At 48.3% G+C, this 22,658-nt stretch carries 20 protein-coding genes and 1 pseudogene; 11 read left to right on the forward strand and 10 right to left on the reverse strand.

All coding sequences use genetic code 11. The features are described from left to right. Nucleotides 1-7: 7 nt before the first annotated feature. Nucleotides 8-547: a hemerythrin domain-containing protein gene (locus CWI82_RS09865; RefSeq protein WP_233340247.1), complete on the reverse strand. Its 540-nt coding sequence runs from the start codon at nt 545-547 to the stop codon at nt 8-10. Between the two features lie 179 nt (nt 548-726). On the opposite strand from CWI82_RS09865, the gene norR reads away from it, so the two are divergent. Both norR and CWI82_RS09875 read left to right on the forward strand, forming a co-directional pair. After that, on the forward strand, nt 727-2,283 hold the full coding sequence (norR, locus tag CWI82_RS09870; RefSeq protein WP_130203412.1) for a nitric oxide reductase transcriptional regulator NorR: 1,557 nt from the start codon (nt 727-729) through the stop codon (nt 2,281-2,283). Between the two features lie 46 nt (nt 2,284-2,329). Next, nucleotides 2,330-2,725, forward strand: a complete 396-nt coding sequence (locus tag CWI82_RS09875) for a YbaN family protein (protein ID WP_092857489.1) — start codon at nt 2,330-2,332, stop codon at nt 2,723-2,725. On the opposite strand, the gene CWI82_RS09880 is transcribed toward CWI82_RS09875, so the two are convergent. From CWI82_RS09880 to ubiU, 3 genes are read right to left on the reverse strand one after another with little or no spacing between them, the layout of a single operon-like run. Further along, nucleotides 2,722-3,930, reverse strand: coding sequence for an NnrS family protein (locus CWI82_RS09880; protein WP_130203413.1), 1,209 nt, complete (start codon nt 3,928-3,930; stop codon nt 2,722-2,724). The genes CWI82_RS09875 and CWI82_RS09880 overlap by 4 nt on opposite strands. A gap of 35 nt (nt 3,931-3,965) precedes the next feature. Continuing rightward, nucleotides 3,966-4,844 (reverse strand): U32 family peptidase, encoded by an 879-nt coding sequence (locus CWI82_RS09885; RefSeq protein WP_130203414.1) that lies wholly within the window; start codon nt 4,842-4,844, stop codon nt 3,966-3,968. A 2-nt stretch (nt 4,845-4,846) separates the two neighbouring features. Continuing rightward, entirely contained in the window at nt 4,847-5,842 is a 996-nt protein-coding gene (gene ubiU / locus CWI82_RS09890; RefSeq protein WP_130203415.1) for a ubiquinone anaerobic biosynthesis protein UbiU, read from the reverse strand. Between the two features lie 126 nt (nt 5,843-5,968). Here ubiU and ubiT point away from each other — a divergent pair, with 126 nt between their 5' ends. Both ubiT and hemN read left to right on the forward strand, forming a co-directional pair. Beyond that, entirely contained in the window at nt 5,969-6,436 is a 468-nt protein-coding gene (gene ubiT, locus CWI82_RS09895) for a ubiquinone anaerobic biosynthesis accessory factor UbiT (RefSeq protein WP_165383921.1), read from the forward strand. 116 nt (nt 6,437-6,552) lie between these two features. Continuing rightward, nucleotides 6,553-7,932 (forward strand): oxygen-independent coproporphyrinogen III oxidase, encoded by a 1,380-nt coding sequence (gene hemN, locus CWI82_RS09900; RefSeq protein ID WP_130203417.1) that lies wholly within the window; start codon nt 6,553-6,555, stop codon nt 7,930-7,932. A 35-nt stretch (nt 7,933-7,967) separates the two neighbouring features. Here the strand turns inward: hemN and nrdD are convergent, their stop codons facing one another. Together nrdD and nrdG are read right to left on the reverse strand one after the other, a co-directional pair. After that, on the reverse strand, nt 7,968-9,803 hold the full coding sequence (gene nrdD / locus CWI82_RS09905) for an anaerobic ribonucleoside-triphosphate reductase (protein ID WP_092857501.1): 1,836 nt from the start codon (nt 9,801-9,803) through the stop codon (nt 7,968-7,970). 33 nt (nt 9,804-9,836) lie between these two features. Continuing rightward, the gene (nrdG, locus tag CWI82_RS09910) at nt 9,837-10,289 is read right to left on the reverse strand and encodes an anaerobic ribonucleoside-triphosphate reductase activating protein (protein WP_130203418.1); all 453 of its coding nucleotides are present in this window, start codon (nt 10,287-10,289) and stop codon (nt 9,837-9,839) included. Between the two features lie 402 nt (nt 10,290-10,691). Here nrdG and CWI82_RS09915 point away from each other — a divergent pair, with 402 nt between their 5' ends. Then, nucleotides 10,692-12,968: a nitric-oxide reductase large subunit gene (locus tag CWI82_RS09915; protein WP_130203419.1), complete on the forward strand. Its 2,277-nt coding sequence runs from the start codon at nt 10,692-10,694 to the stop codon at nt 12,966-12,968. 83 nt (nt 12,969-13,051) lie between these two features. On the opposite strand, the gene tmpT is transcribed toward CWI82_RS09915, so the two are convergent. Then, complete coding sequence (tmpT, locus tag CWI82_RS09920; RefSeq protein WP_092857507.1) at nt 13,052-13,696, reverse strand: thiopurine S-methyltransferase; 645 nt, start codon at nt 13,694-13,696, stop codon at nt 13,052-13,054. An 81-nt stretch (nt 13,697-13,777) separates the two neighbouring features. On the opposite strand from tmpT, the gene CWI82_RS09925 reads away from it, so the two are divergent. Continuing rightward, nucleotides 13,778-15,583 (forward strand): ATP-binding protein, encoded by a 1,806-nt coding sequence (locus CWI82_RS09925; RefSeq protein ID WP_130203420.1) that lies wholly within the window; start codon nt 13,778-13,780, stop codon nt 15,581-15,583. A 2-nt stretch (nt 15,584-15,585) separates the two neighbouring features. On the opposite strand, the gene CWI82_RS09930 is transcribed toward CWI82_RS09925, so the two are convergent. Then, nucleotides 15,586-16,896: a hypothetical protein gene (locus CWI82_RS09930; protein WP_130203421.1), complete on the reverse strand. Its 1,311-nt coding sequence runs from the start codon at nt 16,894-16,896 to the stop codon at nt 15,586-15,588. A 223-nt stretch (nt 16,897-17,119) separates the two neighbouring features. Between CWI82_RS09930 and narL the strand changes: the two genes are divergently transcribed. From narL to CWI82_RS09955, 5 genes and pseudogenes are all read left to right on the forward strand, one after another. Further along, on the forward strand, nt 17,120-17,764 hold the full coding sequence (gene narL, locus CWI82_RS09935) for a two-component system response regulator NarL (protein ID WP_092857513.1): 645 nt from the start codon (nt 17,120-17,122) through the stop codon (nt 17,762-17,764). A gap of 78 nt (nt 17,765-17,842) precedes the next feature. Beyond that, a complete protein-coding gene (locus CWI82_RS09940) occupies nt 17,843-19,432 on the forward strand; it encodes a thiamine pyrophosphate-binding protein (RefSeq protein WP_092857515.1) in 1,590 nt (529 codons plus the stop codon). Nucleotides 19,433-19,497: 65 nt separating this feature from the next. Next, on the forward strand, nt 19,498-20,841 hold the full coding sequence (gene trhP / locus CWI82_RS09945) for a prephenate-dependent tRNA uridine(34) hydroxylase TrhP (RefSeq protein WP_130203422.1): 1,344 nt from the start codon (nt 19,498-19,500) through the stop codon (nt 20,839-20,841). Then, nucleotides 20,825-21,001: pseudogene (locus CWI82_RS09950) on the forward strand (YfhL family 4Fe-4S dicluster ferredoxin); the annotation flags it as partial. The gene trhP and the pseudogene CWI82_RS09950, both read left to right, overlap by 17 nt. Before the next feature lie 113 nt (nt 21,002-21,114). Further along, entirely contained in the window at nt 21,115-21,699 is a 585-nt protein-coding gene (locus CWI82_RS09955) for a hypothetical protein (RefSeq protein ID WP_092857521.1), read from the forward strand. Nucleotides 21,700-22,043: 344 nt separating this feature from the next. Here the strand turns inward: CWI82_RS09955 and CWI82_RS09960 are convergent, their stop codons facing one another. Then, on the reverse strand, nt 22,044-22,250 hold the full coding sequence (locus CWI82_RS09960; protein WP_165383922.1) for a hypothetical protein: 207 nt from the start codon (nt 22,248-22,250) through the stop codon (nt 22,044-22,046). Then, nucleotides 22,231-22,479, reverse strand: coding sequence for a hypothetical protein (locus tag CWI82_RS09965; RefSeq protein ID WP_130203424.1), 249 nt, complete (start codon nt 22,477-22,479; stop codon nt 22,231-22,233). Before CWI82_RS09965 ends, CWI82_RS09960 begins: the two co-directional genes overlap by 20 nt. Nucleotides 22,480-22,658: the final 179 nt, after the last annotated feature.

A 22,658-nucleotide genomic window follows, 5' to 3' on the forward strand; every position in this document is an offset into this window, starting at 1 on the left:
GCACGGCCTATTGGCAACCGCCACAACAGTGGCCGTTGCCATGGTGGCCTTTAGTTGCTTCTTCAGCCTGCTTAAACAGCACACTGTTTTCAATCGCTATATGCTGGTGTAAGTCACTCACAAATTCGTTAATGCCTTCATACAACATAATCCAACTACCGCAGGCGCCGCGCGGTGCATTGCACTGATTCGTAAGTTCTAAAAGCTGCGCAATCATTTGCTCATGTTGATCATGCTCTTCTTCCATAACCGCAATTGGACCTTTTGGATAAATGCCACCAGCCAACATCGGGAATAAAATTTGTTCTTCTTTCATCATGTGACTTTCAAGCTCTTGGTACATGGCTTGCAAATGTTCAGCTAAACCCGCTGGGCATTCGTTGTGGTCATTGTGCACGTCTTCGATTTTACGCGCTAAGTTGATGAGATCAGGTAACTGCGCACGATGCTTCTCATGAAAGTGTTCAATCATGAATTCAGTGAGTGCTTTTTTCGGCATGGCTTGATAAACGGCAAGAGCTTCACTGTGAACGGTTTGGGTAGTCATAACGTCTCCTAGCTAAAATTTTCCGCTGCAAGCAGCGTCATTCATAGTATTTACCCCTTAACTGGTGCAATTTTGGTGCCAAAACTACCCACTTTGATTTATATCGAGTTTTTATCCGCAATGGTAAATTAAACCCAATAAAGTTCGGGTCATTCCGGCCTAAAAGGGTTGTTTTTACCATGCATGATGTCTCTTTATTGGAAACGTTAATTGCCGACTTAGTGACCGATTTACCGGCGGTCATTCGGCTCGAAAAAGTTGTCAAAACACTGCGCACCCACTTCAACTGTGGCGCTGTGGTGATACTCAAACATGACCAAGATATGTTGCGTCCTATTGCAAGTATCGGGCTCGCCCGCGAAGCGCTAGGTCGGCGATTTTTAGTCCCCCAACACCCGCGCCTCGAACGCATTTTAAGTAGTCGTGAAACGGTTCGGTTTGAGCCAGACAGTAGCTTGCCTGATCCGTATGATGGATTAATTGAAGACAGCCCAGATGGGCACCTTGCAGTGCACGATTGCATGGGTATTAGCTTATATATTGAAGGTAAATGTTGGGGCGTCCTGACACTGGATGCGCTTAACCCAGGCACGTTCGATAATAACACCATGCAAGCCTTGCAACGCGCCAGCTTACTGGTAGAAGCGGCCATTCGTATGGGGCTGATTGAGCAAAATATTCGGTCCTTGCGTAACAATCGCCGCGATAGTGAATACTCACTTACCAGCAACAGCAACGATGGCCAAGAAATTATTGGCCGCAGTGCGGCATTGATGACCGTGTTACAAGAATTAGAAGTGGTTGCTGGTTCTGATTTACCGGTACTGTTACTGGGTGAAACGGGTGTCGGTAAAGAGCTTTTTGCGCGCCAACTCCATCGTTTATCACCACGCAACCACAAGCCGTTGGTTTATGTAAACTGTGCGGCGTTACCAGAAACCTTGGCTGAAAGTGAACTGTTTGGGCATACCCGCGGAGCCTATTCAGGTGCAACCGGGGAACGTGCCGGACGTTTCGATAGTGCCGATGGTGGTACGATCTTTTTAGACGAAGTCGGTGAGTTACCACTAGCGATTCAAGCCAAGTTGTTGCGCGTTTTACAAAATGGTGAAATTCAGCGCTTGGGTAGCGATAGTTCACATAAAGTGAATGTTCGAATTGTGGCAGCGACGAATCGCGATTTGAAACAACAAATCAAGTCTGGCGACTTCCGCGCAGATTTATATCACCGTTTGTCGGTTTATCCGTTGCCGATTCCACCACTGCGTGAACGCCACGATGACATCGCCGTGCTGGCGGGACATTTTCTTGAGCTCAACCGCGCTCGCTTGGGTGTTCGGGCATTACGTTTATCACCAGCCGCCGAGCAAGCACTGCAACGCTATGACTGGCCAGGTAATGTGCGCGAACTGGAGCACACTATCAGCCGCGCCGCCATTAAAGCTTTAAGCTTGGGCGCTCGCCGCGATGATATTGTCAGTATTGATGCGCAATTACTGGATTTACCCACTGCTGTGGTGCCAGCAGTAGGCGCGCATGAGCTGCCATTACCGAAAACATCAGGCTCATTAGATGCTGGTGCATTAAACTTGAAAAATGCGGTACAAACGGTGCAACGAGAACTCATTCAACAAGCTCTCGAGCATACTGACTATAAATGGACACAAGCTGCCCGTATACTAGACCTTGATCCGAGCAACTTGCATAAGCTTGCCAGCCGCTTGGGGCTTAAATAGCAACAGTGCTCACATTTGGTTTAAGCAATTACGGATTCGGTATTCTATGAAGGTCATTTTGCGCATACTGCTGTGGCGCACGATAGCAATTTTGGCGTTACTGCTTGGGTTAATCGGCTTATTGTTGCCGATTATGCCAACGGTACCGTTTTTATTAGTCGCTGCATGGGCGGGTGGTAAAGGCTGGCCGGTACTTGAGCAAAAATTGCTTTCTCACCCCAAATACGGCCCGCAGATAATCGCTTGGCGTAAGCACGGCGTAGTGAAACGTCAACCCAAAGTGATCGCCTCGGTGATGATGGGCGGTAGCGCCATTATGCTGAGCTTCAGCCCAGCACCGTTGGCGCTAAAGTTTGCCATCATTGGCATTATGGCGACTATCGCGTTTTGGCTCTGGCTACGTCCTGAATCCGCACCCGCCGATACAATCGATGCCGATTAACCCGGGCGCCCATCAGGCCGCGGCGTGATAAGAATGGGCAGATACACCACCACATAAATCGTATAGGCAATAATCCACGTTGCCGCCGCAAATACCAACCATGACATCGCTAAATCAGGGACCAACCAAGTCAGTACCACACGGGAAAGCGCCGCTGAAATAACCAAGAGGAATGCCAACGACATGATGGCTTTAGGCTGGAGTGGGCGACCACTATGACCCAAGGATACGCGTGCAATCATGGCCAAAATCATATTGCCCATAGCGCCGGCTGTTAATGCGTGCAAGGCGATCGAGTTGGTGATGCTGGTGATACCCAACTCACGCAAAGCAAACAATGCAAGGCCAACCGGAATAAACCAATAAGCGACGTGCAAGGACCACAGCAGTGGCACCCGTAGCGTGATCCAAATGCGCCAGCGCAAACAGCGAATACCTAAGGCAACGGCGCTAATTCCGTATAAAGCTGCCATGACACCATTCGGTAGCTGCGCGCTGAACAAAGTAATATTCAGGATAAAAATCAGCCACAAGCTGCCGAGCCCTATACGATCCAGCCACTCAATCGGTTGCGCTTTTTGGGTCATGGTGCCGTTGGCGGTGAACATCGGCAGTACTCGACCACCCACAATCGCCATCAATAACGTGACCAACCAAACTGCATTTTGACTTCCCAATTGCTGTATATCGAAACGTCCACTCACCAAGCCATAGTGCATCAATGCATTACAGAATGTGAGCAAGAACAACACCGGAACAAAGAATAGGTTACGCTGTTGTTTGACTCGAATAAGTGGAACCGCCAATAAAATCGCTGCCAACGGTAAAAACAATAAGTCCACCGCGGCAACTAACCAAGTTGGTAACCCCGCGCCAAATAACATGAACAAGCGACCGCTTAACCACACCACGGTTAAAATACCCAGAGCCCGACCATGGGTCGCGCGTAATCCCGTCCAGTTTTGGACAGCAGTGAGTAGGAAGCCCACAATAATTGCTGCGACGAAGCCAAAGATCATTTCATGGGCATGCCAAAACATCACTTGCCCGTATACCGGCAACGACACTTGACCACTGAGTACCAGTATCCACAACAACATCGCGATGGCACTGAAGCTCGCGCCCAGCAAGAACATGGGACGAAAAGCTTGGCGCAATAACGGCCACATTTTTTGTTCAACCTGTAAATCGGTAATTTGTAACATGAGCTCTCCCTATTTGATCGAGCGTTAAGCGAATATTAATCGAGCTGTTGCACAAGTCCTGCCAGCGCTAACCAATAGCCATTGCTATCATTTTTATCCAACCGCTGTGGCGCACCACCTGCCACGTTAGCGCGAAATTTCTCGAGCCAGTCAAAAGTTCCAACTAACTGCGGACTTAACCGCACAACATCCACCAAGCCATCCATATTCGGGAGTTGGTTGACCAAGTTATAGCGGCTGCCTGATTGCGTTTGAATACCGTTCAGCACAAACACCTGTTGGCCTTCTTGACTGGTGACCGGACGCCCTTCTGGATAGTTGATGCAAACCAGTTCGCATTGATCTTTGGGGCGGTTTTCGGAGCGCGCGGTAAAACACCGTCCTGACCACGCCAGCGGCATGTGTCCTAGCGCGAACACTTCCACTTCAAAACAATCGCGGACATCGTGCACCATGGGTTGTTGCAACAGATTTGCCAGCCACTCGCGCGACAACTCAACTGGCATCACCCAGCGGTTCATACCTAAGCTCATTAATTTGCGTAATGTATGTTGGTTGTAGCAGTTAATAGCAGCACCTGCAACGAAGGGCACTTTGTGCTCTTGGAGATAAGGAATGGCGCCAACATCATTCGCTTCGACCAAGAATTCACCGTTATCGCAGTACTTGCGTAGCTCACGTAATTCCGACGGTGCCTCGAGTAACGTCATGGTTGAAAGGCAAACCTGCTTACCCGCTTCGCGCAACATATGCGCTATTGCCATGTAATCTTCAAACTTCAGCTCGCGTCGTTTGCTACAAACGGTTTCGCCGAGGTAAACGATATCCACAGACGATTCTGCCGCCTGTTGATAAAAATTATCGACCACTTGTTTGGGCCAAAAATACTGAATTGCTCCAAGAGAAAATTTCATCGTTATTTCCATTTTCGGTGGTAAGCGCCAAGGGTGGTTTGGCTCCCCTCAGATAAACCTGCCAAAACATGATCCCACTGTTCTTGCACGGTGAACTGCGCTGGATTTGCCATCACGGCATCAATGGCTTGACGCCATACTTGGGTGATTTGAGCAACATACGCTGGGCTACGTTGGCGCCCCTCGATTTTCAGTGACGCTATGCCTTCTTTGTATAACTCAGGCAGTAGACTGAGCGTGTTCAGACTGGTTGGCTCTTCTAAGGCATGGTAAGTATCGTCACCAACTTTGAAGCGGCCTTTACATAGCGTTGGATAACCTGCGGTTTCGTTCGGCGCAAAGCGATCAATCAAGATATTATTCAGACGCGACTCTAAGGTGCCGTCGTCGGCTTCATCCCAACGAACGAATTTAGCGGGTGAGCAAGCACCAGCAGTGTTAGGCGATTCGCCCGTCATGTACGAACTTAAATAACAACGCCCTTCAGCCATAATGCATAAGCTGCCAAATGCGAAAACTTCAAGCTCGATGTCGGTGGTGCGTGCAATCGCCCGCACTTGATTCATCGACAGCACGCGCGGCAATACCACTCGGCTGACACCAAACTGTTTATAGAACTCAATCGCCGCCGCGTTGGTTGCCGACGCTTGTACCGACAGATGTAGTTCGACTTTGGGATACCGATCGGCGGCATACGCTAATACCGCCATATCAGCGAGGATCAGCACATCGGCGCCAGCTTTAACGGCCATATCCACAGCTCGACGCCAATTTTCAAAAGTATCCGCATGCGCGAACGTATTAATCGCAACATGAAGCTTCTTACCGTGCTGGTGTACATATCGCGCCGCTTCGGTTAACCCCGCTTGATCAAGGTTTAACCCAGCAAAGTGCCGCGCATTGGTTTCGTCTTTGAGGCCGACATACACCGCATCGGCGCCGTGCTCAATCGCCGCTTTTAAAGCTGGCATGCTGCCAGCCGGACACAGAAGTTCCATAATTATTGATCCCGTCGATAAACATGCATTCGTAATGAGTATTATAATCCGATGAATATTTTCCGGGACATTAATGGACGGCAACTTATGGTTATCCCAAAAGTAGTAGATCACTGGCAGCAGCTAATGAGAGGTTTGAATAGCGCTCTGCACATTGTACCCAAACCCTTGTCAGAACAAGTGCTTGGGGCAATTTTGAACCACGTATTAAAGCCAGAGTTACAACACCAAAAACTCCAATTTTTAGTGGGTCAATGGGTACAAATTGAAGTTCCTGATCTCAGCTTAGTATTTTATGTCACCGCCATTGCGAGCCCGCACACCATGCGTCTGAAAGTAACGGTAAAACCGCAACAAGCAGCTGTTACGATGCGCGGAAATAGCGCCTCGCTGGTATTGCTGATGAGTGGTCAAGTGGACCCTGACACCCTGTTTTTCCGGCGCAAATTACTTATCAAAGGCGACACTGAACTCGGCTTATCGGTGAAAAATTTACTCGATACAATTGAGCTCGAGGGGCGTCTGCCTAGCACGCTATATCGAGCCACCCAAGAAACCGCTAGCCTGATTTTAGCAAAGCCCGAATTGCGCTAACTGCCGCGACAATTCGCGGTCCTTATACCCCTTCAGATGTATCAAATTTTTGATCCGCATCATATAAACTGCGCTCAGATATTCATCAGTAAGGGGTTTCCCCACGGGGTGTTCGCATGACTAACCACGCAAACCAAATTGTTTGGAGCCAAGAGCTCATCGACAAATACAATATCAACGGACCACGATATACGTCGTATCCAACCGCCTTGGCGCTGCATAATCAGTTCCCGTTGAGCACCATGGAGCGCACGCTTGCTAACGCCCCTGATGAGTTGAGTTTATATATTCATTTACCGTTCTGTATAAAGCTTTGCTATTACTGCGGTTGCAACAAAGTCATCACCCGCCACCAGCATAAAGCCGACATTTACTTGGACTACCTAGCGAAAGAAATGGCGATGTACAGCGCTTTGTTGGGTCACCGTAAGTTTGAGTCGGTACATATGGGCGGCGGTACGCCAACATTCTTAAGCGAAACCCAACTGTCACGCTTGATGGACTTATTGCATGAGCACTTTCGCTTTACCGACAATGCGGAATGGTCCATTGAGATTGATCCGCGCAGTTGTAGCGACGACAAGCTGCGGCATTTGCGCCAACTGGGTTTCGACCGCGTGAGTTATGGCGTACAAGATTTTGATACGAAAGTGCAAATTGCCATTAACCGCGTGCAAGACACCGACATGATCAAACACCAAGTGGCACTGAGCAAGGAGCTTGGCTTCCGTTCAATTAATCTGGATTTAATCTATGGCCTGCCGTATCAGCGTCCTGAAACCTTCGCGGCATCGATTGACCAAGTGATTGAACTTAATCCCGACCGCGTGTCACTGTTCAGCTACGCGCATTTGCCATCGCGCTTTGCTGGGCAGCGTAAAATAGACGAATCAAGTCTGCCAACGGCTCCTATTAAGCTGGAATTACTGCAGTTAGGTATCACCAAATTTACCGCAGCGGGCTATCAGTTCATTGGCATGGACCACTTTGCTAAAACGGACGATACCCTGGCGCAAGCGCAACAACGTGGCGAATTACAACGTAACTTCCAGGGCTACACCACGTCTGGACAAGATGCCTTGCTGGGTATCGGTGCTTCGTCGATTAGCCAAATTGATGGCGTGTTGTGGCAAAACGTGAAAGAGCTACCGTCGTATTACAAGGCAATTGATAACGGCACGTTGCCGATTGTGAAAGGATTTGAGTTAAACGCTGATGACCGCTTACGCGCGGCACTGATTTCACAAGTTATTTGCCATTTTGATCTCGACATTGAGGCATTCGCAAAAGAATGGAAGATCGACGATTTTTGGTCTTACTTCGCCGATGCGAAGCGAAAATTGGCACCATTCGTAGAAGATAGTTTGGTTGAATTAAACGACCAGCGCTTGACCGTGACCCCATTAGGTCGCTTATGGGTGCGTAGTATCTGTGCCTGTTTTGATGCGTACTTGGATGATGCTGCAACCGCGCCACGTTACTCCAAAGTGGTGTAACGTAGCGCTTATTTGAGCGTTGATTTAAAGCAAGCCTAACTGGCTTGCTTCAGCGCATTTGCGTGCGCACGCGCCCCAGCAATACTGGTGTCCTGCTGTTTACGGTGATAATGACGCACTTGATGTTCTTTACGACGCCCTTGGCTAAATGAGGATACTCGCTTCAAATAACCGATCACGCGAGTACCGTAATCCACATCTTCTGAGCCACATGATGAACACTCACATAACGTCCGTTTGTCGATGTGCTCGCACTCATTACAGATGGTAATTTTGACGTTGATGCAGAAGTAGTTGCAACCGGTGGTAGCGGCAATATTGAGCATCGATAAATAACCGTCTTCCGTTAGTTTTTCATCGAGGTTCAAGTGTAGCGCAGAGCCACCATCTAAGAACTCAATCAACTCATTGCCGTGCATCACGAATTTATCCAGTGAATTGGTTTGCTCATCTTCCACCACATAGAAGTAGGAGTTGTAGCAATCACGCGGGACAAAGTAGCCATCTTCACGGTCCCACTTCGCATTTTTCACGCCAAGATTCTCAGCTGGGACAAACTCGGTGTTGAACATGTAACCGTATTCTTGCTTCGCCCGTTTGTTGGCATCGTAAATCACTTTCAAATGACGCTGCACGAATTCAATGTATTCGCGGTTATTACTGGCCACTAAACCTTGTGATTCGGCCGCTTCGACCATGCCATTGATGCCAATGGTTAAGAACTGTTTGTCCAGCGAGATAAAGCCCGCGTCATATACGGTGAGCAAGCCTGCAGCTTTGTACTCTTCCATGATGCGACGGTACGCCACTTGGTATTTATGAATTTTTTCAATTTCGGTATTGAGGTCACGGCCGTCTTGCACTAAGCGGTTCATATTGATGGTAATTACATTAATCGAGCCAGTGGCAACGCCGCCTGCCCCCAGGGTATAGCTAAAAGTGTTGTCGGCAATCTCACTGCGCAAACGGCAGCATGAAGCAAGAGAGTCAGCGTTTGGCGATAAGTAGACAAAGAACGAGTTACCGTCGGCAAGCTCATGTGCAATATGACGGGCAAATTGTTGGTCTTTGCATTGGCCATTGTCAGTTAACATGGCCACGGTCACCACAGGGAACGTCAGAATTGTTTTCTTGCGCTCTTCGTTAAACCAATGCAAGAAGAAGTCTTGCAGTTTGCTGACAGATTCCCAACTGCTTTTGCTAAAATCAGGGAACACGAAGTCACCGAACATACTGTCAAAGTAGTGTTGGTCGTACACAGAAATATTCCAGAATACACTTTGATAACCGCGTGCCGCCGCCGGCTGGTTCAACGCGTAAACCACATGTTGTAGGTGATTTTCGATTTCGTGACGGTGAGTTTCTAGGTAATTATCCCCGTAGTCGCGGCGCGCAAAATGGTCGAAGTACGCCAAAAATTCAACCGTCGCAACGGCGCCAGCAAACTGTGAACTCACCGCAAAAACGAAATTGACAAAGGTACCGCAGAAGCTTTCGAGATGCTTCGGAGCTTTTGATTCTCCGCCTAGCTTCGTCAAACCATCGCGTAAAAACGGATACATGGTGACCGACACACAGTACGGCTTCAAACTGGTTTCGTCATGGACGTAAATTTCGTGATCTTCAATTTGACGAATATATTCTTGGGCGAGATCAGCGCCGAACAACTCACCAATTTTCGAGCTCACTTGTTTGCGGTTTACTTGCACGAAAAAGTCCTTCATCAATTCCGCTTCAAGGGTCGCAATATTTTTCTGGGTAACGTTCGCATTGGCATCCATTTTTGAACCATCCGCAGCATTTTGGGCAGCCAAATACTGCTTGATGAAATCCATTTTCGCGTCAACTTGTTCTGGGTGTAAGCGCAGCATTGTTCTTCTCCATGTTTTTATTGATGTATCCGGTTACGTCGTGATAAACCGGCAATTCAGTAGTTGTTGATTGCGTAAGTCATAAAACTTCTGGTTGGTGGTGGGGCTATCTAAACCACCTAGCTCAGCAATCCACGGCCCCGTTTTGAGATAGGTCAATTGTTGTTTAAGCGCCAGCGACACATCGTCATAACCGGTGTATAAACAAGTTTTGAGACCGGCATCTCGGCTTAATTTAAGCAATTCAATCAATGCTTCTGGCTGCCATTCACCGCCGAGAAACAAAACGCAGGTAATCAGGTTGCGATACTGTGCCAAACGCGCCGCGAAGTAGTCGGTAGTGAGCGTCTCGCCGCTACCAACTGGCCAACTGTCGACGCTGTGGCACCCTTTGCATCCCACTGGACAGCCGGTGATGGTATAGGCAAGGGAAACCTCTCCAGGAACCTCCTGAAATACCACCTGTTCAGCACTGTATCGCAACATGAAATACCTATATATTGTGTAAGGTTATTATTAAATAACTATATATTGTGTTTCAGCATAGTCTCGGCGCACAATGCTGCTTTGATCCAGATCAATAAAAACTACCTCCAATGGGTATACCCCAAACATTCCTTTAATTTACCTCTTTAGCTCAATTTCTAATGGACGAAGGCTTTGCCATTCTATACGCGGGTAATTTCTACCGACGCGGTTGAAATGACCGCTGACGAATTGGGTTGATTTAACCCAGTAGATTTGAATAACCGTGCTATTTCAGTGAGATAAAACTTGGCACGGGGCTTGCTAGACAATCGACGTGTGCGCAACCCATTCGTAACACAGCGCAAACGTGATTAAAGGGAGAATCAACAATGCAACAACATCAACAGCCGGAGGTGCCACATGGCCGGTTATAAAAAGTTATGGTGGATACTGATTGCCATTTTGGCAATTACCTTTGGTGTCCTCGGTTATTTCGGTAAAGAAGTTTACCGTGTCGCTCCGCCTATTCCGGATCAAGTGGTGACCGAATCGGGTCAAGTACTGATGACGGAAGAGACGATCCTTGATGGTCAAACTGCTTGGCAGTCGGTCGGTGGTATGCAATTGGGCTCAATTTGGGGTCATGGCGCCTATCAAGCACCGGACTGGACAGCTGACTGGTTGCACCGCGAATTGTTAGCCTGGTTAGAAATATCTGCGCAAAACCAATATGGTCAAAGCTATGAAAGCTTAACTGCGGCACAACAGAACGCGCTGCAGTTTGAGTTGAAACAAACCTATCGTAACCCACAATACAATGCGGCAACCGATACGCTGACCGTTGATGCGGTGCGAGCTGAAGCCATTGCACAAACCGCTGAATACTACAGCCGTTTGTTCAGCGATGACTTGTCACTGCGTAGTACCCGTGAAAGCTATGCCATGAAAGAAAACACATTACCAAGCGCAGAGCGTCGCGAAGTAATGACTCAGTTTTTCTTCTGGACTGCGTGGGCAGCGGCAACCGAGCGTCCTGATAGTGACGTCACTTATACCAACAACTGGCCACATGAGCCGTTAATTGATAACAAACCAAGTGCAGAAAATATCATTTGGTCTTTGGTTTCAATTATCTTATTGATCGCCGGTGTTGGTGGCTTGATTTGGGCTTGGGCGTTCTTGCGTGACCATGACGAAGAAGAGCCTGAAGCACCGAAAAAAGATCCAATTAGCTTGGTTAACTTAACACCGTCACAAAAAGCACTGGGTAAATACCTGTTCTTGGTCATGGCGCTGTTTATTGTGCAAATTTTCCTCGGTGGTTTCACCGCCCACTATACCGTTGAAGGCCAAGAGTTCTATGGCATCAACGTATCGCAGTGGTTCCCATACTCACTGGTACGTACCTGGCACATTCAGGCCGCACTATTCTGGATTGCAACTGGCTTTTTGGCTGCAGGATTGTTCCTTGCTCCGATTATCAACGGTGGCAAAGATCCGAAATACCAAAAACTCGGTGTCGATATCTTGTTCTGGGCATTGGTTGTGGTTGTCGCCGGTTCATTCATCGGTAACTACTTAGCTATCGCGCAAATCATGCCTGAAAACCTTAACTTCTGGTTGGGTCACCAAGGCTATGAGTACGTCGACTTAGGCCGTCTCTGGCAGATTGGTAAGTTCACCGGTATCGTGTTCTGGTTAGGTTTAATGTTGCGTGGTGTTGTCGGCGCCTTCAAACAGCCTGGTGACAAAAACTTACTGGCGCTATTAACTGCTTCAGTGGTTGCGATTGGCTTGTTCTACGGCGCTGGTTTCTTCTACGGCGAGCGTACTCACATTTCAATCATGGAATACTGGCGCTGGTGGATTGTTCACCTGTGGGTAGAAGGCTTCTTCGAAGTATTTGCAACCGCAGCGTTAGCATTCATCTTCCATAGCATGGGCTTAGTGTCACGTCGTATGGCTACTGCCGCTTCATTGGCTTCAGCATCATTGTTCATGTTAGGTGGCGTACCAGGTACTTTCCACCACTTGTACTTCTCAGGTACAACAACTCCAATTATGGCGGTCGGCGCGACGTTCTCAGCGCTTGAAGTTGTACCATTGGTTGTACTTGGTTACGAAGCTTGGGAAAACTGGAGCTTACAGAAACGTGCTGATTGGATGCAACGCATTAAGTGGCCTCTGATGTGCTTCGTTGCGGTTGCGTTCTGGAACTTCTTGGGTGCTGGCGTATTGGGCTTCATGATTAACCCACCGATTGCGCTGTATTACATCCAAGGCTTGAACACTACGCCAACTCACGCTCACGCAGCATTGTTTGGGGTGTACGGTTTCTTAGCAATTGGCTTCGTACTACTTATCTTGCGCTACATTCGTCCGAACTTCGCATTCAACGATAAGATCATGAAAACCGCCTTCTGGTGGATGAACATTGGTCTGTGCATGATGCTGTTCACTAGTTTGTTGCCTATTGGCTTCATCCAGTTCTTTGCATCGGCATCTGAAGGCTTGTGGTACGCACGTAGCGAAGAATTCATGCAACAGCCATTGCTTGAGAGCTTACGTTGGATTCGTACTGTCGGTGACGTGGTGTTTATCATCGGTGGTCTTGCAGTGGCTTATCAGGTTGTTATTGGCCTGTTCGGCAAACAGCAAGAAGCTGAAGAGGACGCAAAACCGGTCACTGTGAAGTAACAACTTGTGTTGTTGTCCGTGGTAATTCCACGGTGATGTTAGCCCGAGGCCTCCCAACCGTCTCGGGCTTTTTTTTGCCTGCTCTAATCGACAGCCTTCGGCGACAAAATATAACCACGCTCAGTGACATTGGCATCGCCGCCTAGTGTAAATCCTGGTAGCAATGGCAATATTTCAATCGCATAACTCGCCTTATAGCTTGCCATTATTTCGTCGGTAGAAACCGCAAACGGCGGGCCCTTCCAATAACCATCGGGATATTCAACCATCACTAACAGGCCTTTTGCTGTAGCGGGCAAAATCTCTTGCAGATGGGCCGCGTACTTAGCGCGCATGGTTGGTGGCAAGGCGACCATAGCGGCACGATCGTACCATGCCGATATCGCATGCAAATGAGCTTCGGTTAGCTCGAAAAAATCACCTTGATAAATGCACAAGCCCTCCGCCCGATAAGCAACCAAAGGGCCTTCTTTTTCGGCTTGGTAGGGTATGTTGTGCTCCGCAAAAAACTCTTTGATCGCCATCTCACTGAGCTCAATACCAATCACCCGATAACCTTGCTCAAGTAACCAGTGCATATCCAGCGACTTCCCGCACAACGGGAGAAATACCGTCGTGCCAGGCGTTGCCACTTGGTGGATGTTTGCCGTTAACAATGGATGTACATCGTGTCGGTGAAAGCCGATTTCGCGCTTCTGCCACCGCTCATGCCAAAACTCATGTTCCATGCCCAACTCCGTATTCGCACATTAGTAGGTTTGGCGTTAAACTATACAGTCGCAAGTGCAAACCGCAACAACGCAGGTGTTATGAATAAGTTCTCTATTGTTACTCGAATTGGTATTGCTTTGAGCGCCATGGTGGGTTTAACCATCTTAACGCTATTAGCCTCGTATTGGCTGTCTGAAAAAGCCGACCATGATGCGCTAGCGATTAACGTTGCCGGTTCGTTGCGTTACCAAGCCTATCAGTACAGCTGGCATATTATGCACTCGCCCGAAAAAGCGGAAGCAGTGGCGCAAGCTTTGAGCGAAAGCTGGAATCATAATGTATTTAATCGCTTCCAACATGAGCAAAGTGCTCTAACGGACTTATATCGCGCCACGCAGGAAAGCTGGCAAAACTTTCAACAGCGCGTTGACAGCGGCGAGATACCAGCGAATCGACTTATGACTGAAATTGAGCCGCAAATTGATCAAATCAATGCGTTTGTGACGGCTATTCAGCAAGATGCCGAAACCCGAATTCGTTCGATTCGCTCTATTCAAGTACTGAGCTTATTCGCCAGTATTGGTCTGGCCTTTGTGATTTTCTATTGGTTACGCACGCGGGTGCGCTACCCACTTGAGGTATTAACGCAGGCAGCGCGGCGTATTGGTCAAGGTGATTTCACCGCGCGAGTGAAGCATCCGATGAAAGACGAGCTCGGTGTGCTCGCTGGTACCTTAAATAAAATGAATGAAGCCATTGGCTTTATGTATGGCAATCTTGAAAAACGCGTCGACGAACAAACCAAAGCCATTCAAAAATCAAACATACGTCTACAGTTTTTATATGACACCGCGCGCATGATTATTGAGCATTCACCTGGCTATCACGATTTTACGGAGATTGTGAACGGCTTGAAGCGCGCATCCGAAGTGGATGATATTGAGCTCTGTTTGATTACCGAAGCGGGTAATAAGCCATACTTACAAGTTCAACCGATTGGCGCATCGTTTGACCCTTGTGAGGGCGTGGATTGTAGCCAATGCGTGAATGCTGGTGCCGGCGTTTCAATCCAAGATAATCAACGGATTTATCGCTTTGCTATTGAACGCGAAGATCACAGCTATGGCGTATTAGTTGCCCGTTGTCCGCTGTCGGAACAACTCAATGATTGGCAGCAACAGTTGATTCAGTCTGTTGCCGACCAACTTGCCGTCGCCTTAAGCTTGAAGCAAGAAGAAGAGCAAGTGCGCCGTTTAGCGCTCATTCAAGAGCGCACCGTGATTGCGCGCGAGCTACATGACTCGTTGGCGCAAGCTTTGTCCTATTTGAAAATTCAGGTCACGCGACTAAACAAAGCCATTGAGAAAGACAACCGCGAAGTGATTGAAGATGTCGCTGAAGAGTTGAAAGAGGGCTTAAATGCGGCATATCGTCAGTTACGCGAGTTATTAACAACGTTCCGTTTGAAAGTCGACGGTGCTGGTTTACTGCATGCGTTGCAAACCACCATGAAGCAGTTTGGCGAACAGTCGGATATTGCCTTCCGCTTAGACTACCAGTTAGAGAACACCCCGCTCGTGCCCCACGAGGAAATTCATCTGCTGCAGATTATTCGTGAAGCCTGTCAAAATACCATTCACCATAGTCAGGGTTCAGATGTGGTGGTGCGGTTATCGCAAGATAATCAGGAAAAAATTCACTTGAGTATTGAAGATAATGGCATTGGTATCCCAGAAAACGCAGAAAAACTGAACCACTACGGCCTAGCGATTATGCAGGAACGGAGTCGTCACTTAGGTGGAAAAATCTCAATTCAGCGGCGCGAGGTCGGTGGTACTGGTGTGTATTTTGAATTTACCCCGCAATATATTTTAGAGCGGCAAAGCGAGCCATATCCGGCATAAGTTTACGGATTGTAAAACTCACTGTTGTTGCGCAAATACATGATGCTAACGAGCACTGCACACAACAGATAGAAAGCCGCGAACACAAACAACGCAATAGCTGGGGTGGCGTGAGTACTGTTGATGTACCAAAGCGCTGGAATATATGCGGCTCCTGCGGTTGCCACCGCCGTGAGCCAACGCAATGCCAGTGGCAATTGCTCTAGCGGCAAGACCACACTCACACTACGAAAAATTGCGCTACTGGCTGCGCCGGTCGCAATAAAAATTATCAAAAATACAAGTAAGTAACCGAGAAACCACTGCTCTGGCATCGCGCTTTGGCTGGCTTGGTAGGTTATCGCGCCAGCGACAATACAACTTACCGCCAGCACCAGCGCACACCAGAGCGTGACCTTGGCACCACCAAACAAATCAGCTAGCCAGCCGCCAAAGGGTCGCGCCAATACACCAAGCAGTGGGCCTATCCAGGCATAAGTTAAAGCACTCGGAGCATAAGTGGCACTGAAGGTTTGCAAGCTCAACGGAAAGGTAATGGTGAAACCAATAAACGAACCAAATGCCATGACATAAAACAATGTCATCAACCAAGTATGTTTGTTGCGTAAAATAGCCCGGTAATGCGTTCGATTCGTCAGCGTACCAAGTGGCGGCGCTTGTTCTACCAATGAATGTCGTGCAACCTGCCAAGTAATAGTGGCGAGTGCAATGGCAGCAATAATCAACCAGCCGATATTCGCTAAATAAAGCGGCGCACCTGGCGCAATAACGCCTACGATGTCGCCGCTTCCGTGCGCTGTAAACCAAGGTGACGCCCCAAATAAATTGAGACTCGAAAGAAACGGTAACGCCGCTTGTGCAATGACGATTCCGACACCGGCGATACCGGCATTGACGGCAAGTGTCCAACCAAGACCCGTTTGGTCAATTTTGTCATTGCGGGTAAAAGCAATGAACTGCGCGCCGCCAAAACCGCAGGCGGCAGCCAGCCATTGCAACGCGGTATATGAAATTGGTGGATGCATAAGCAACCAAATCATGGCGATGGCGGGCAGCAATAAGGCGGCGGTGCTCAAGTAAATGAAGCGCGCTTGCATGGCTCGCTCGCCCAGCCAGAAGAAGACAAAATGGCAAACTGTTGCGCTGAGCCCAGAAATTGCCAGCAAACGATAAAGTTGTGCAAAATCAAATCCAGCATCAACCGTAAATAGCTGTACCACGAGCACACTGAGACTCATCCACAACGTCATGCCAACAATCAAATTGATTGCTGTTGGCTTGTCGATTGTCGATGATGTGCGCACTGTATTCACGGGTAGCTCCTAGTATTTTTCATGCTATGAACTATGCGTGATGCAACGCAATACAACAATTCAGCGAGAGTGATAAGTGGGCAACGCAGAAGAGGCAACTGAAACTACCTCTAAGGGGATAGTTTGCGCTAATCTGTACTTTGTGGCACAACATTGTGTAACAATACGTGCTTTAGAATACTGACCAAACGCAATAAAAAGTGACACAAACAAGGAGCTTGTCATGTCTGACACCCCCGCTAGCATCATGCTTGTGGATGATCATCCACTGCTGCGCAAGGGCTTGAAACAACTCATTTCACTTGAAGATGGCCTTGAGGTTGTGGCTGAGTGTAGCAACGGCGCAGACGCGTTGGTAAAAGCCGAAGAGTTAGACCCTGATTTGATTATCCTGGATTTAAATATGCAGGGTATGGATGGCTTGGAAACGCTTAAGCGCATGCGTGATAACGGCGTGACCTCGCGCATTGTTATGCTCACCGTTTCAGATGCAGATGAAGATGTTGTCACGGCCATTACCAACGGTGCCGATGGTTATCTCTTGAAAGACATGGATCCAGAGCTCCTGCTCGATCAAATCCAACGCGCCATTGAAGGCAAAATGGTGCTGAGTGAAGCGATTACTGAGGTACTTGCCACGGCATTGCGCCGTCCATCTGCGCCAACCGCCAGTAAACTGGACGGGTTGACCAACCGTGAACGCGAAATTCTTGAGTTAATCGCTAAGGGCATGAGTAACAAAGTGATTGCCCGAGAACTCGATATTTCTGATGGCACTGTGAAAGTACACGTGAAGCATTTATTGAAAAAATTAGGCTTACGCTCGCGTGTTGAAGCAGCGGTGTGGATGGTGAACCAAGACCAGTAAGCTTATTGATACACATCAAAACTTTGCCGCATGAATCAGCCCACACTTGTGGGCTGATTTTGTTTGGGAGGTTTGGTGATGCAACTAGGTAAGCTACTAACGCAGTCCTTGCGCGAATGCGGCGTGAACGAACTGTTTGGCATTCCTGGGGATTTTATTCTGCCATTGCTGCAGCAATTACAGGACCAACCCGACGCCCTGCCGTTTTATTATTTAACGCATGAGCCAGCTGCAGTCTACGCTGCCGATGCTGCTGCGCGTTGTGCTAATCGACCGGCCGCCATCGCTCTAACCTACGGTGCCGGTGCACTGAATGGTGTCAATGCCGTGGCACAAGCCTACGAAGAATATGTACCGCTGATCATTATCGCCGGCTACCCGAGTGCCAAAGAAATTGCCTCAGGTTTACAAATTCATCACCAAGCGAAAACCATCGATTCACAGCGCACCGTATTTAGTGAAATAACCTGCGCGCAAGTTCGTCTCGACAATCCAGCGACGGTGGCAGAGCAGCTGCAACATGTCATCCACCAGTGCCAACAACAATCGCGCCCAGTACTTATTGAAGTGCCACGTGATGCGGTCGATTTTAAAATTGCGCCAGTGAAAGTGAACGCTCACCCCACCCCAAAAGTGATTGATGAAATTGGCTATCAGCAGTTAGTCCGCGCGCTAAGTACGGCGCGACGTCCAGTCATTTTGAGCGGTGTGAACGTGCGTCGTAGTGGTGCGCAGTTGGCCTTAGAAAGACTGGCAGAGCAGTTCAATATTCCGCTGGTGACCACGTTGTTGGGGCGCGCCAGCGTGGATCCAGAACATAGTTGCTATGGGGGTGTGTTTTGCGGTGCCAGTAATACCCGTGCGCACCAACTGCTCGATGATGCTGATTTGATACTTGCAATGGGCGTGATATATACCGACAGTAATTTTAGCGCGCATCAGCGACTCATTCGTTCACAGCACTTTTACCGAGTTAACTTCCCAGAGCAGCCCTTGAAGTTATTTTGCACACGTCTTGCAAGTGAGCCACTACCCTTATTTGAGCACCGCGATTTAACCCCAATCAAGCAGCCGGAACCAGACCACTTTGGTGCGGATACCGTCGTTCGTGAAATTCATCAGCAACTGAGCCGCCAGCGAGCAATTGTCCCCATTATCAGTGATGTCGGTGATTGCTTGTTTGCCTCGTTACAAGCCTCGCCATCCAAGTTTTTGGCACCCGCTTATTATGCGTCGATGGGTTACGCGATTCCGGCGGCTCTTGGGGTGTATGTTACCAGCCAGCGTCGACCGGTGGTGTTGGTTGGTGATGGCGCTTTCTTAATGACGGGATTGGAGCTTGCGCATAGTTTACGTTATGGCTGCCGCCCAATTGTCGTGCTATTTAACAATCACAAGTGGGACATGATTGCTACGTTTGCACCAACCCTGAAAGCCACGGCGTTGCAACATTGGCAATTTCCGCAACTGGCGGAATCCATGGGGATTCACAGCTTACGCGCACACGACCAGCAAAGTTTTGCGGCCGCCTTTGCACAGGCTTGGGCTGACCCTGATCGAGCGCATTTAATTGATGTGTGGTTGCCGGAAAATAGTCGTACTGCGCGCCTGCAGCAATTTGCGCAAACCTTGACGACGATCAACAAAACCGGTGCTAGCGAGGTATAAACTACCCAGCCAAAATTTTAACGTCCGTTTCGACCACAACCGACTGCAGTTTACACAAGGGTGTTATGTCATCACATCAATCTGGACCTGAATTATTGAGCCCCGCCGGCAGCCTGAAAGCCATGCGCTTAGCATTTGCGTATGGAGCCGATGCTGTTTATGCCGGCCAACCACGTTATAGCTTGCGCGTGCGCAACAACGAATTCGATTTACCGCGCTTGGAACAAGGTATTAACGAGGCTCACGCACTCGGCAAAAAGTTTTATGTGGTGGTCAATATTGCGCCGCATAATGCGAAGTTAGTTTCGTTTGTGGAAGATATGGCACCGGTTGTGGCATTAAAACCGGACGCTCTGATTGTTTCTGATCCTGGCATTGTCATGTTGCTCCGTCAGCACCATCCCGAACAGGCACTGCATTTGAGTGTGCAAGCCAACACCGTCAATTGGGCAGCGGTGCAGTTTTGGCAGCAACAAGGTATTGAACGGGTGATTTTGTCACGCGAACTCGAAGTTCGCGAAATCGCTGAGATCCGCAAAAAATGTCCAGATATGGAAATTGAAGTGTTTGTGCATGGCGCCTTGTGCATGGCGTACTCCGGCCGCTGCTTGCTCTCCGGCTATTTTAATAAGCGAGATCCGAATCAAGGCGCTTGTACGAACTCGTGTCGCTGGCCGTATCAGGTACATGACGCTGCCGAAGATGCCGTTGGTCAGTTCAATCCAATTGATACACCCGTGTTACTCACCGAACCACAGCGCCCTGGCGAGTACATGCTGATGGACGAAGATTTGCACGGCACTTACATCATGAATTCCAAAGATTTACGCGGCATTGAACACGTTGAGGCGCTCACCCGCATGGGGGTGCACTCGTTAAAAATTGAAGGGCGCACGAAATCGCCATATTACGTTGCCCGTACCGCGCAAATTTATCGTCGCGCGATTGATGACGCAGTGGCTGGCAAACCCTTCAACCGAGGCTTGCTAGCAGAACTCGAAGGTATGGCGAACCGCGGATTTACCGAAGGTTTCTTGCGCCGTCATGTGCCCAGCGACACGCAAAACTACGACACCAGCCATAGCCTTGGCGAGCAACTCTTGGTTGGTGAAATACTTTCTGCTGAAGGCGCTAACGCTTATGTGGATGTCAAAAATGCTTTCGCTGTTGGCGACACACTCATTCTGATGAAGCCATCAGGAAATGTGTTCTTTACGCTAGACGCGATGCGCGACGCACAAGATGAACCATTGTCGCGCGCGGCTGGCGCCGGTCGTCAGGTTCATGTGCAACTACCGATTGCGCTGACTGATGATGATGCCCAGTTCAGTATGTTGATAAAACTTGGTGAGACGAAAACGCAACAAACCATTCCCGTCGTGGAGGTGACCAATGCCTGTAGTCATTGATAGCGATTGTATTAATTGCGATATGTGTGTTCCTGAATGCCCGAATGATGCCATTGCCATGGGCAAAGAACACTATGTTGTGGACGTGAATAAATGTACCGAGTGCGTCGGCTTCTACGACGAACCCGCCTGCATTCCAGTGTGTCCGATTGAGTGCATGACGCTCGTTGTCGTAAGTTAATTATAATTAACTCACACTATTCTATAAGTAGCTTGAGTTTCCAGAACACTAGACTAGTATTTGATTAACTTATTTAAGTTTAAGGAGTTAACATGGAAGTCTCAAATCGGAAACTAGTAATCGGTTGTTTACTGTTTACATTGCTCTTTTCAAGACCAGTATTCGCTGACGAAGCAGATGAAATTGAAGGCATATCTCTCGGATGTCAAGTAACATCTGTATTCATTGGCGGAGCATTAGTCAATGCAGGTTTAAGGATGTACAACTTATCTCAAAGTGTTTCCAGCGGCATAGCTGCCGTATCTGGTGCATTTGGCCCAAACGTTTTAGATGAAGTCTGCGATGCGACCGCCGAGGAAATGCTCCGATACGCACGGAGTCATGCTCCGATTGATTACGATTCCTATATAAGCGAAAACTGTAATGGTGATCCTTTTGGATGCACAGACCCGAGTCTTATCGTAAATTCTAACAGCTGTTCTACTTATGTTTTATGCCCGGATTCTCCCCTGAACTGTTCGTCCTTTATTGTTTGCATTGACCCGATGCTTGGAGAAAACGGCTTTTCTACTAACGACTTGATCGCCGCGACTAATTATCTATCAACTTCTTGGTTACAAGGGTTTTGGCATTCACCAAATTCCGAGGGCGGAAAGCAAGCGTGGGAAATCAACTAAAACTGTAAGTAAAGGGCAGATTATTATGTTTACTTACTATGAACTTTCAAAGCTATTCGCCTTAGGAGTAATCTTTGGGTATTTCCTTTATCGGAAGATGAGTAGACAAACTCTCAATAAACCATGTACATACACTAAGGGAAGTCTTGTTTATTGGCGAACCTTTGGCGAGATACTCCTAGGGGTGACTGTCGGCCTCGGAGCTTTTTCTATAATTTTTCAAGAGCTGCGAAGCATGACATCCTATCAACCAGTGTCGCTATATCGGCTTCTAGCTGAAGGAATAATATTATCCTTTTTCATTTTTGCGTCAGCAGTTATGCTTTTTCACATATCGCGAATTTTTAATACGACAAACAAGCGCTGAGGTGGTTCTGCCAAAATGCGGGAGGTTGCTTCATGGTGCGGCGACCTACGCTGATTTCGCACATGCACTGATGATTGATGCGCGCACGCGGTAACGGTAGCACAACCACCCCGGTTGCATTGGCATAATCAGTAATGGCTTGAATTAGCGCCTCTTCGTCGCGATTAATATGCAAATGGAACATGGCCGCCAATTTCACGCATCGGTAACTCCAGCACAATTGCCGCTAGTTCTTCCGTTTTGGCTTGTTTTAAATCGTTCAGCGTTAACACATCCTCCGCATCACCCAATAACTGGCCTTTGAGCCCCCACAATTGCTGATAGCCATCTTGTTCATGCAGAACAAGATGTGATGTTGGGTGCAGACCAATTTGCTGTTTCTGGCGGGTGGCGCAAGATTGACCACTGCGCATCGCAGGCAGCTTGTTGATAGGCTTGGCGTAATGAGGTCATGAGACTGTCTCTTATTCTTGAAATACTGGGCTATTAAACCGAGTTTCATCGAAAAAAGCTATTACGTTGGTCGTTTTTATTTACTTTGACTAGACTCATTATAAGCGTAGGGTAGAGTCATTATCATTGAGACGTGATG

The organism is Pseudidiomarina tainanensis (assembly GCF_004214835.1).
GTDB classification, from domain to species: Bacteria; Pseudomonadota; Gammaproteobacteria; order Enterobacterales; family Alteromonadaceae; genus Pseudidiomarina; species Pseudidiomarina tainanensis.

What these genes read in the sequence shown, in the direction of transcription:
- CWI82_RS09865 (WP_233340247.1), bottom strand. Translation starts at nt 547, where the DNA reads ATGACTACCCAAACCGTTCACAGTGAAGCTCTTGCCGTTTATCAAGCC.
- norR (WP_130203412.1), top strand. Translation starts at nt 727, where the DNA reads ATGCATGATGTCTCTTTATTGGAAACGTTAATTGCCGACTTAGTGACC.
- CWI82_RS09875 (WP_092857489.1), top strand. Translation starts at nt 2,330, where the DNA reads ATGAAGGTCATTTTGCGCATACTGCTGTGGCGCACGATAGCAATTTTG.
- CWI82_RS09880 (WP_130203413.1), bottom strand. Translation starts at nt 3,930, where the DNA reads ATGTTACAAATTACCGATTTACAGGTTGAACAAAAAATGTGGCCGTTA.
- CWI82_RS09885 (WP_130203414.1), bottom strand. Translation starts at nt 4,844, where the DNA reads ATGAAATTTTCTCTTGGAGCAATTCAGTATTTTTGGCCCAAACAAGTG.
- ubiU (WP_130203415.1), bottom strand. Translation starts at nt 5,842, where the DNA reads ATGGAACTTCTGTGTCCGGCTGGCAGCATGCCAGCTTTAAAAGCGGCG.
- ubiT (WP_165383921.1), top strand. Translation starts at nt 5,969, where the DNA reads ATGAGAGGTTTGAATAGCGCTCTGCACATTGTACCCAAACCCTTGTCA.
- hemN (WP_130203417.1), top strand. Translation starts at nt 6,553, where the DNA reads ATGACTAACCACGCAAACCAAATTGTTTGGAGCCAAGAGCTCATCGAC.
- nrdD (WP_092857501.1), bottom strand. Translation starts at nt 9,803, where the DNA reads ATGCTGCGCTTACACCCAGAACAAGTTGACGCGAAAATGGATTTCATC.
- nrdG (WP_130203418.1), bottom strand. Translation starts at nt 10,289, where the DNA reads ATGTTGCGATACAGTGCTGAACAGGTGGTATTTCAGGAGGTTCCTGGA.
- CWI82_RS09915 (WP_130203419.1), top strand. Translation starts at nt 10,692, where the DNA reads ATGGCCGGTTATAAAAAGTTATGGTGGATACTGATTGCCATTTTGGCA.
- tmpT (WP_092857507.1), bottom strand. Translation starts at nt 13,696, where the DNA reads ATGGAACATGAGTTTTGGCATGAGCGGTGGCAGAAGCGCGAAATCGGC.
- CWI82_RS09925 (WP_130203420.1), top strand. Translation starts at nt 13,778, where the DNA reads ATGAATAAGTTCTCTATTGTTACTCGAATTGGTATTGCTTTGAGCGCC.
- narL (WP_092857513.1), top strand. Translation starts at nt 17,120, where the DNA reads ATGTCTGACACCCCCGCTAGCATCATGCTTGTGGATGATCATCCACTG.
- CWI82_RS09940 (WP_092857515.1), top strand. Translation starts at nt 17,843, where the DNA reads ATGCAACTAGGTAAGCTACTAACGCAGTCCTTGCGCGAATGCGGCGTG.
- trhP (WP_130203422.1), top strand. Translation starts at nt 19,498, where the DNA reads ATGTCATCACATCAATCTGGACCTGAATTATTGAGCCCCGCCGGCAGC.
- CWI82_RS09955 (WP_092857521.1), top strand. Translation starts at nt 21,115, where the DNA reads ATGGAAGTCTCAAATCGGAAACTAGTAATCGGTTGTTTACTGTTTACA.
- CWI82_RS09960 (WP_165383922.1), bottom strand. Translation starts at nt 22,250, where the DNA reads ATGTTCCATTTGCATATTAATCGCGACGAAGAGGCGCTAATTCAAGCC.
- CWI82_RS09965 (WP_130203424.1), bottom strand. Translation starts at nt 22,479, where the DNA reads ATGCGCAGTGGTCAATCTTGCGCCACCCGCCAGAAACAGCAAATTGGT.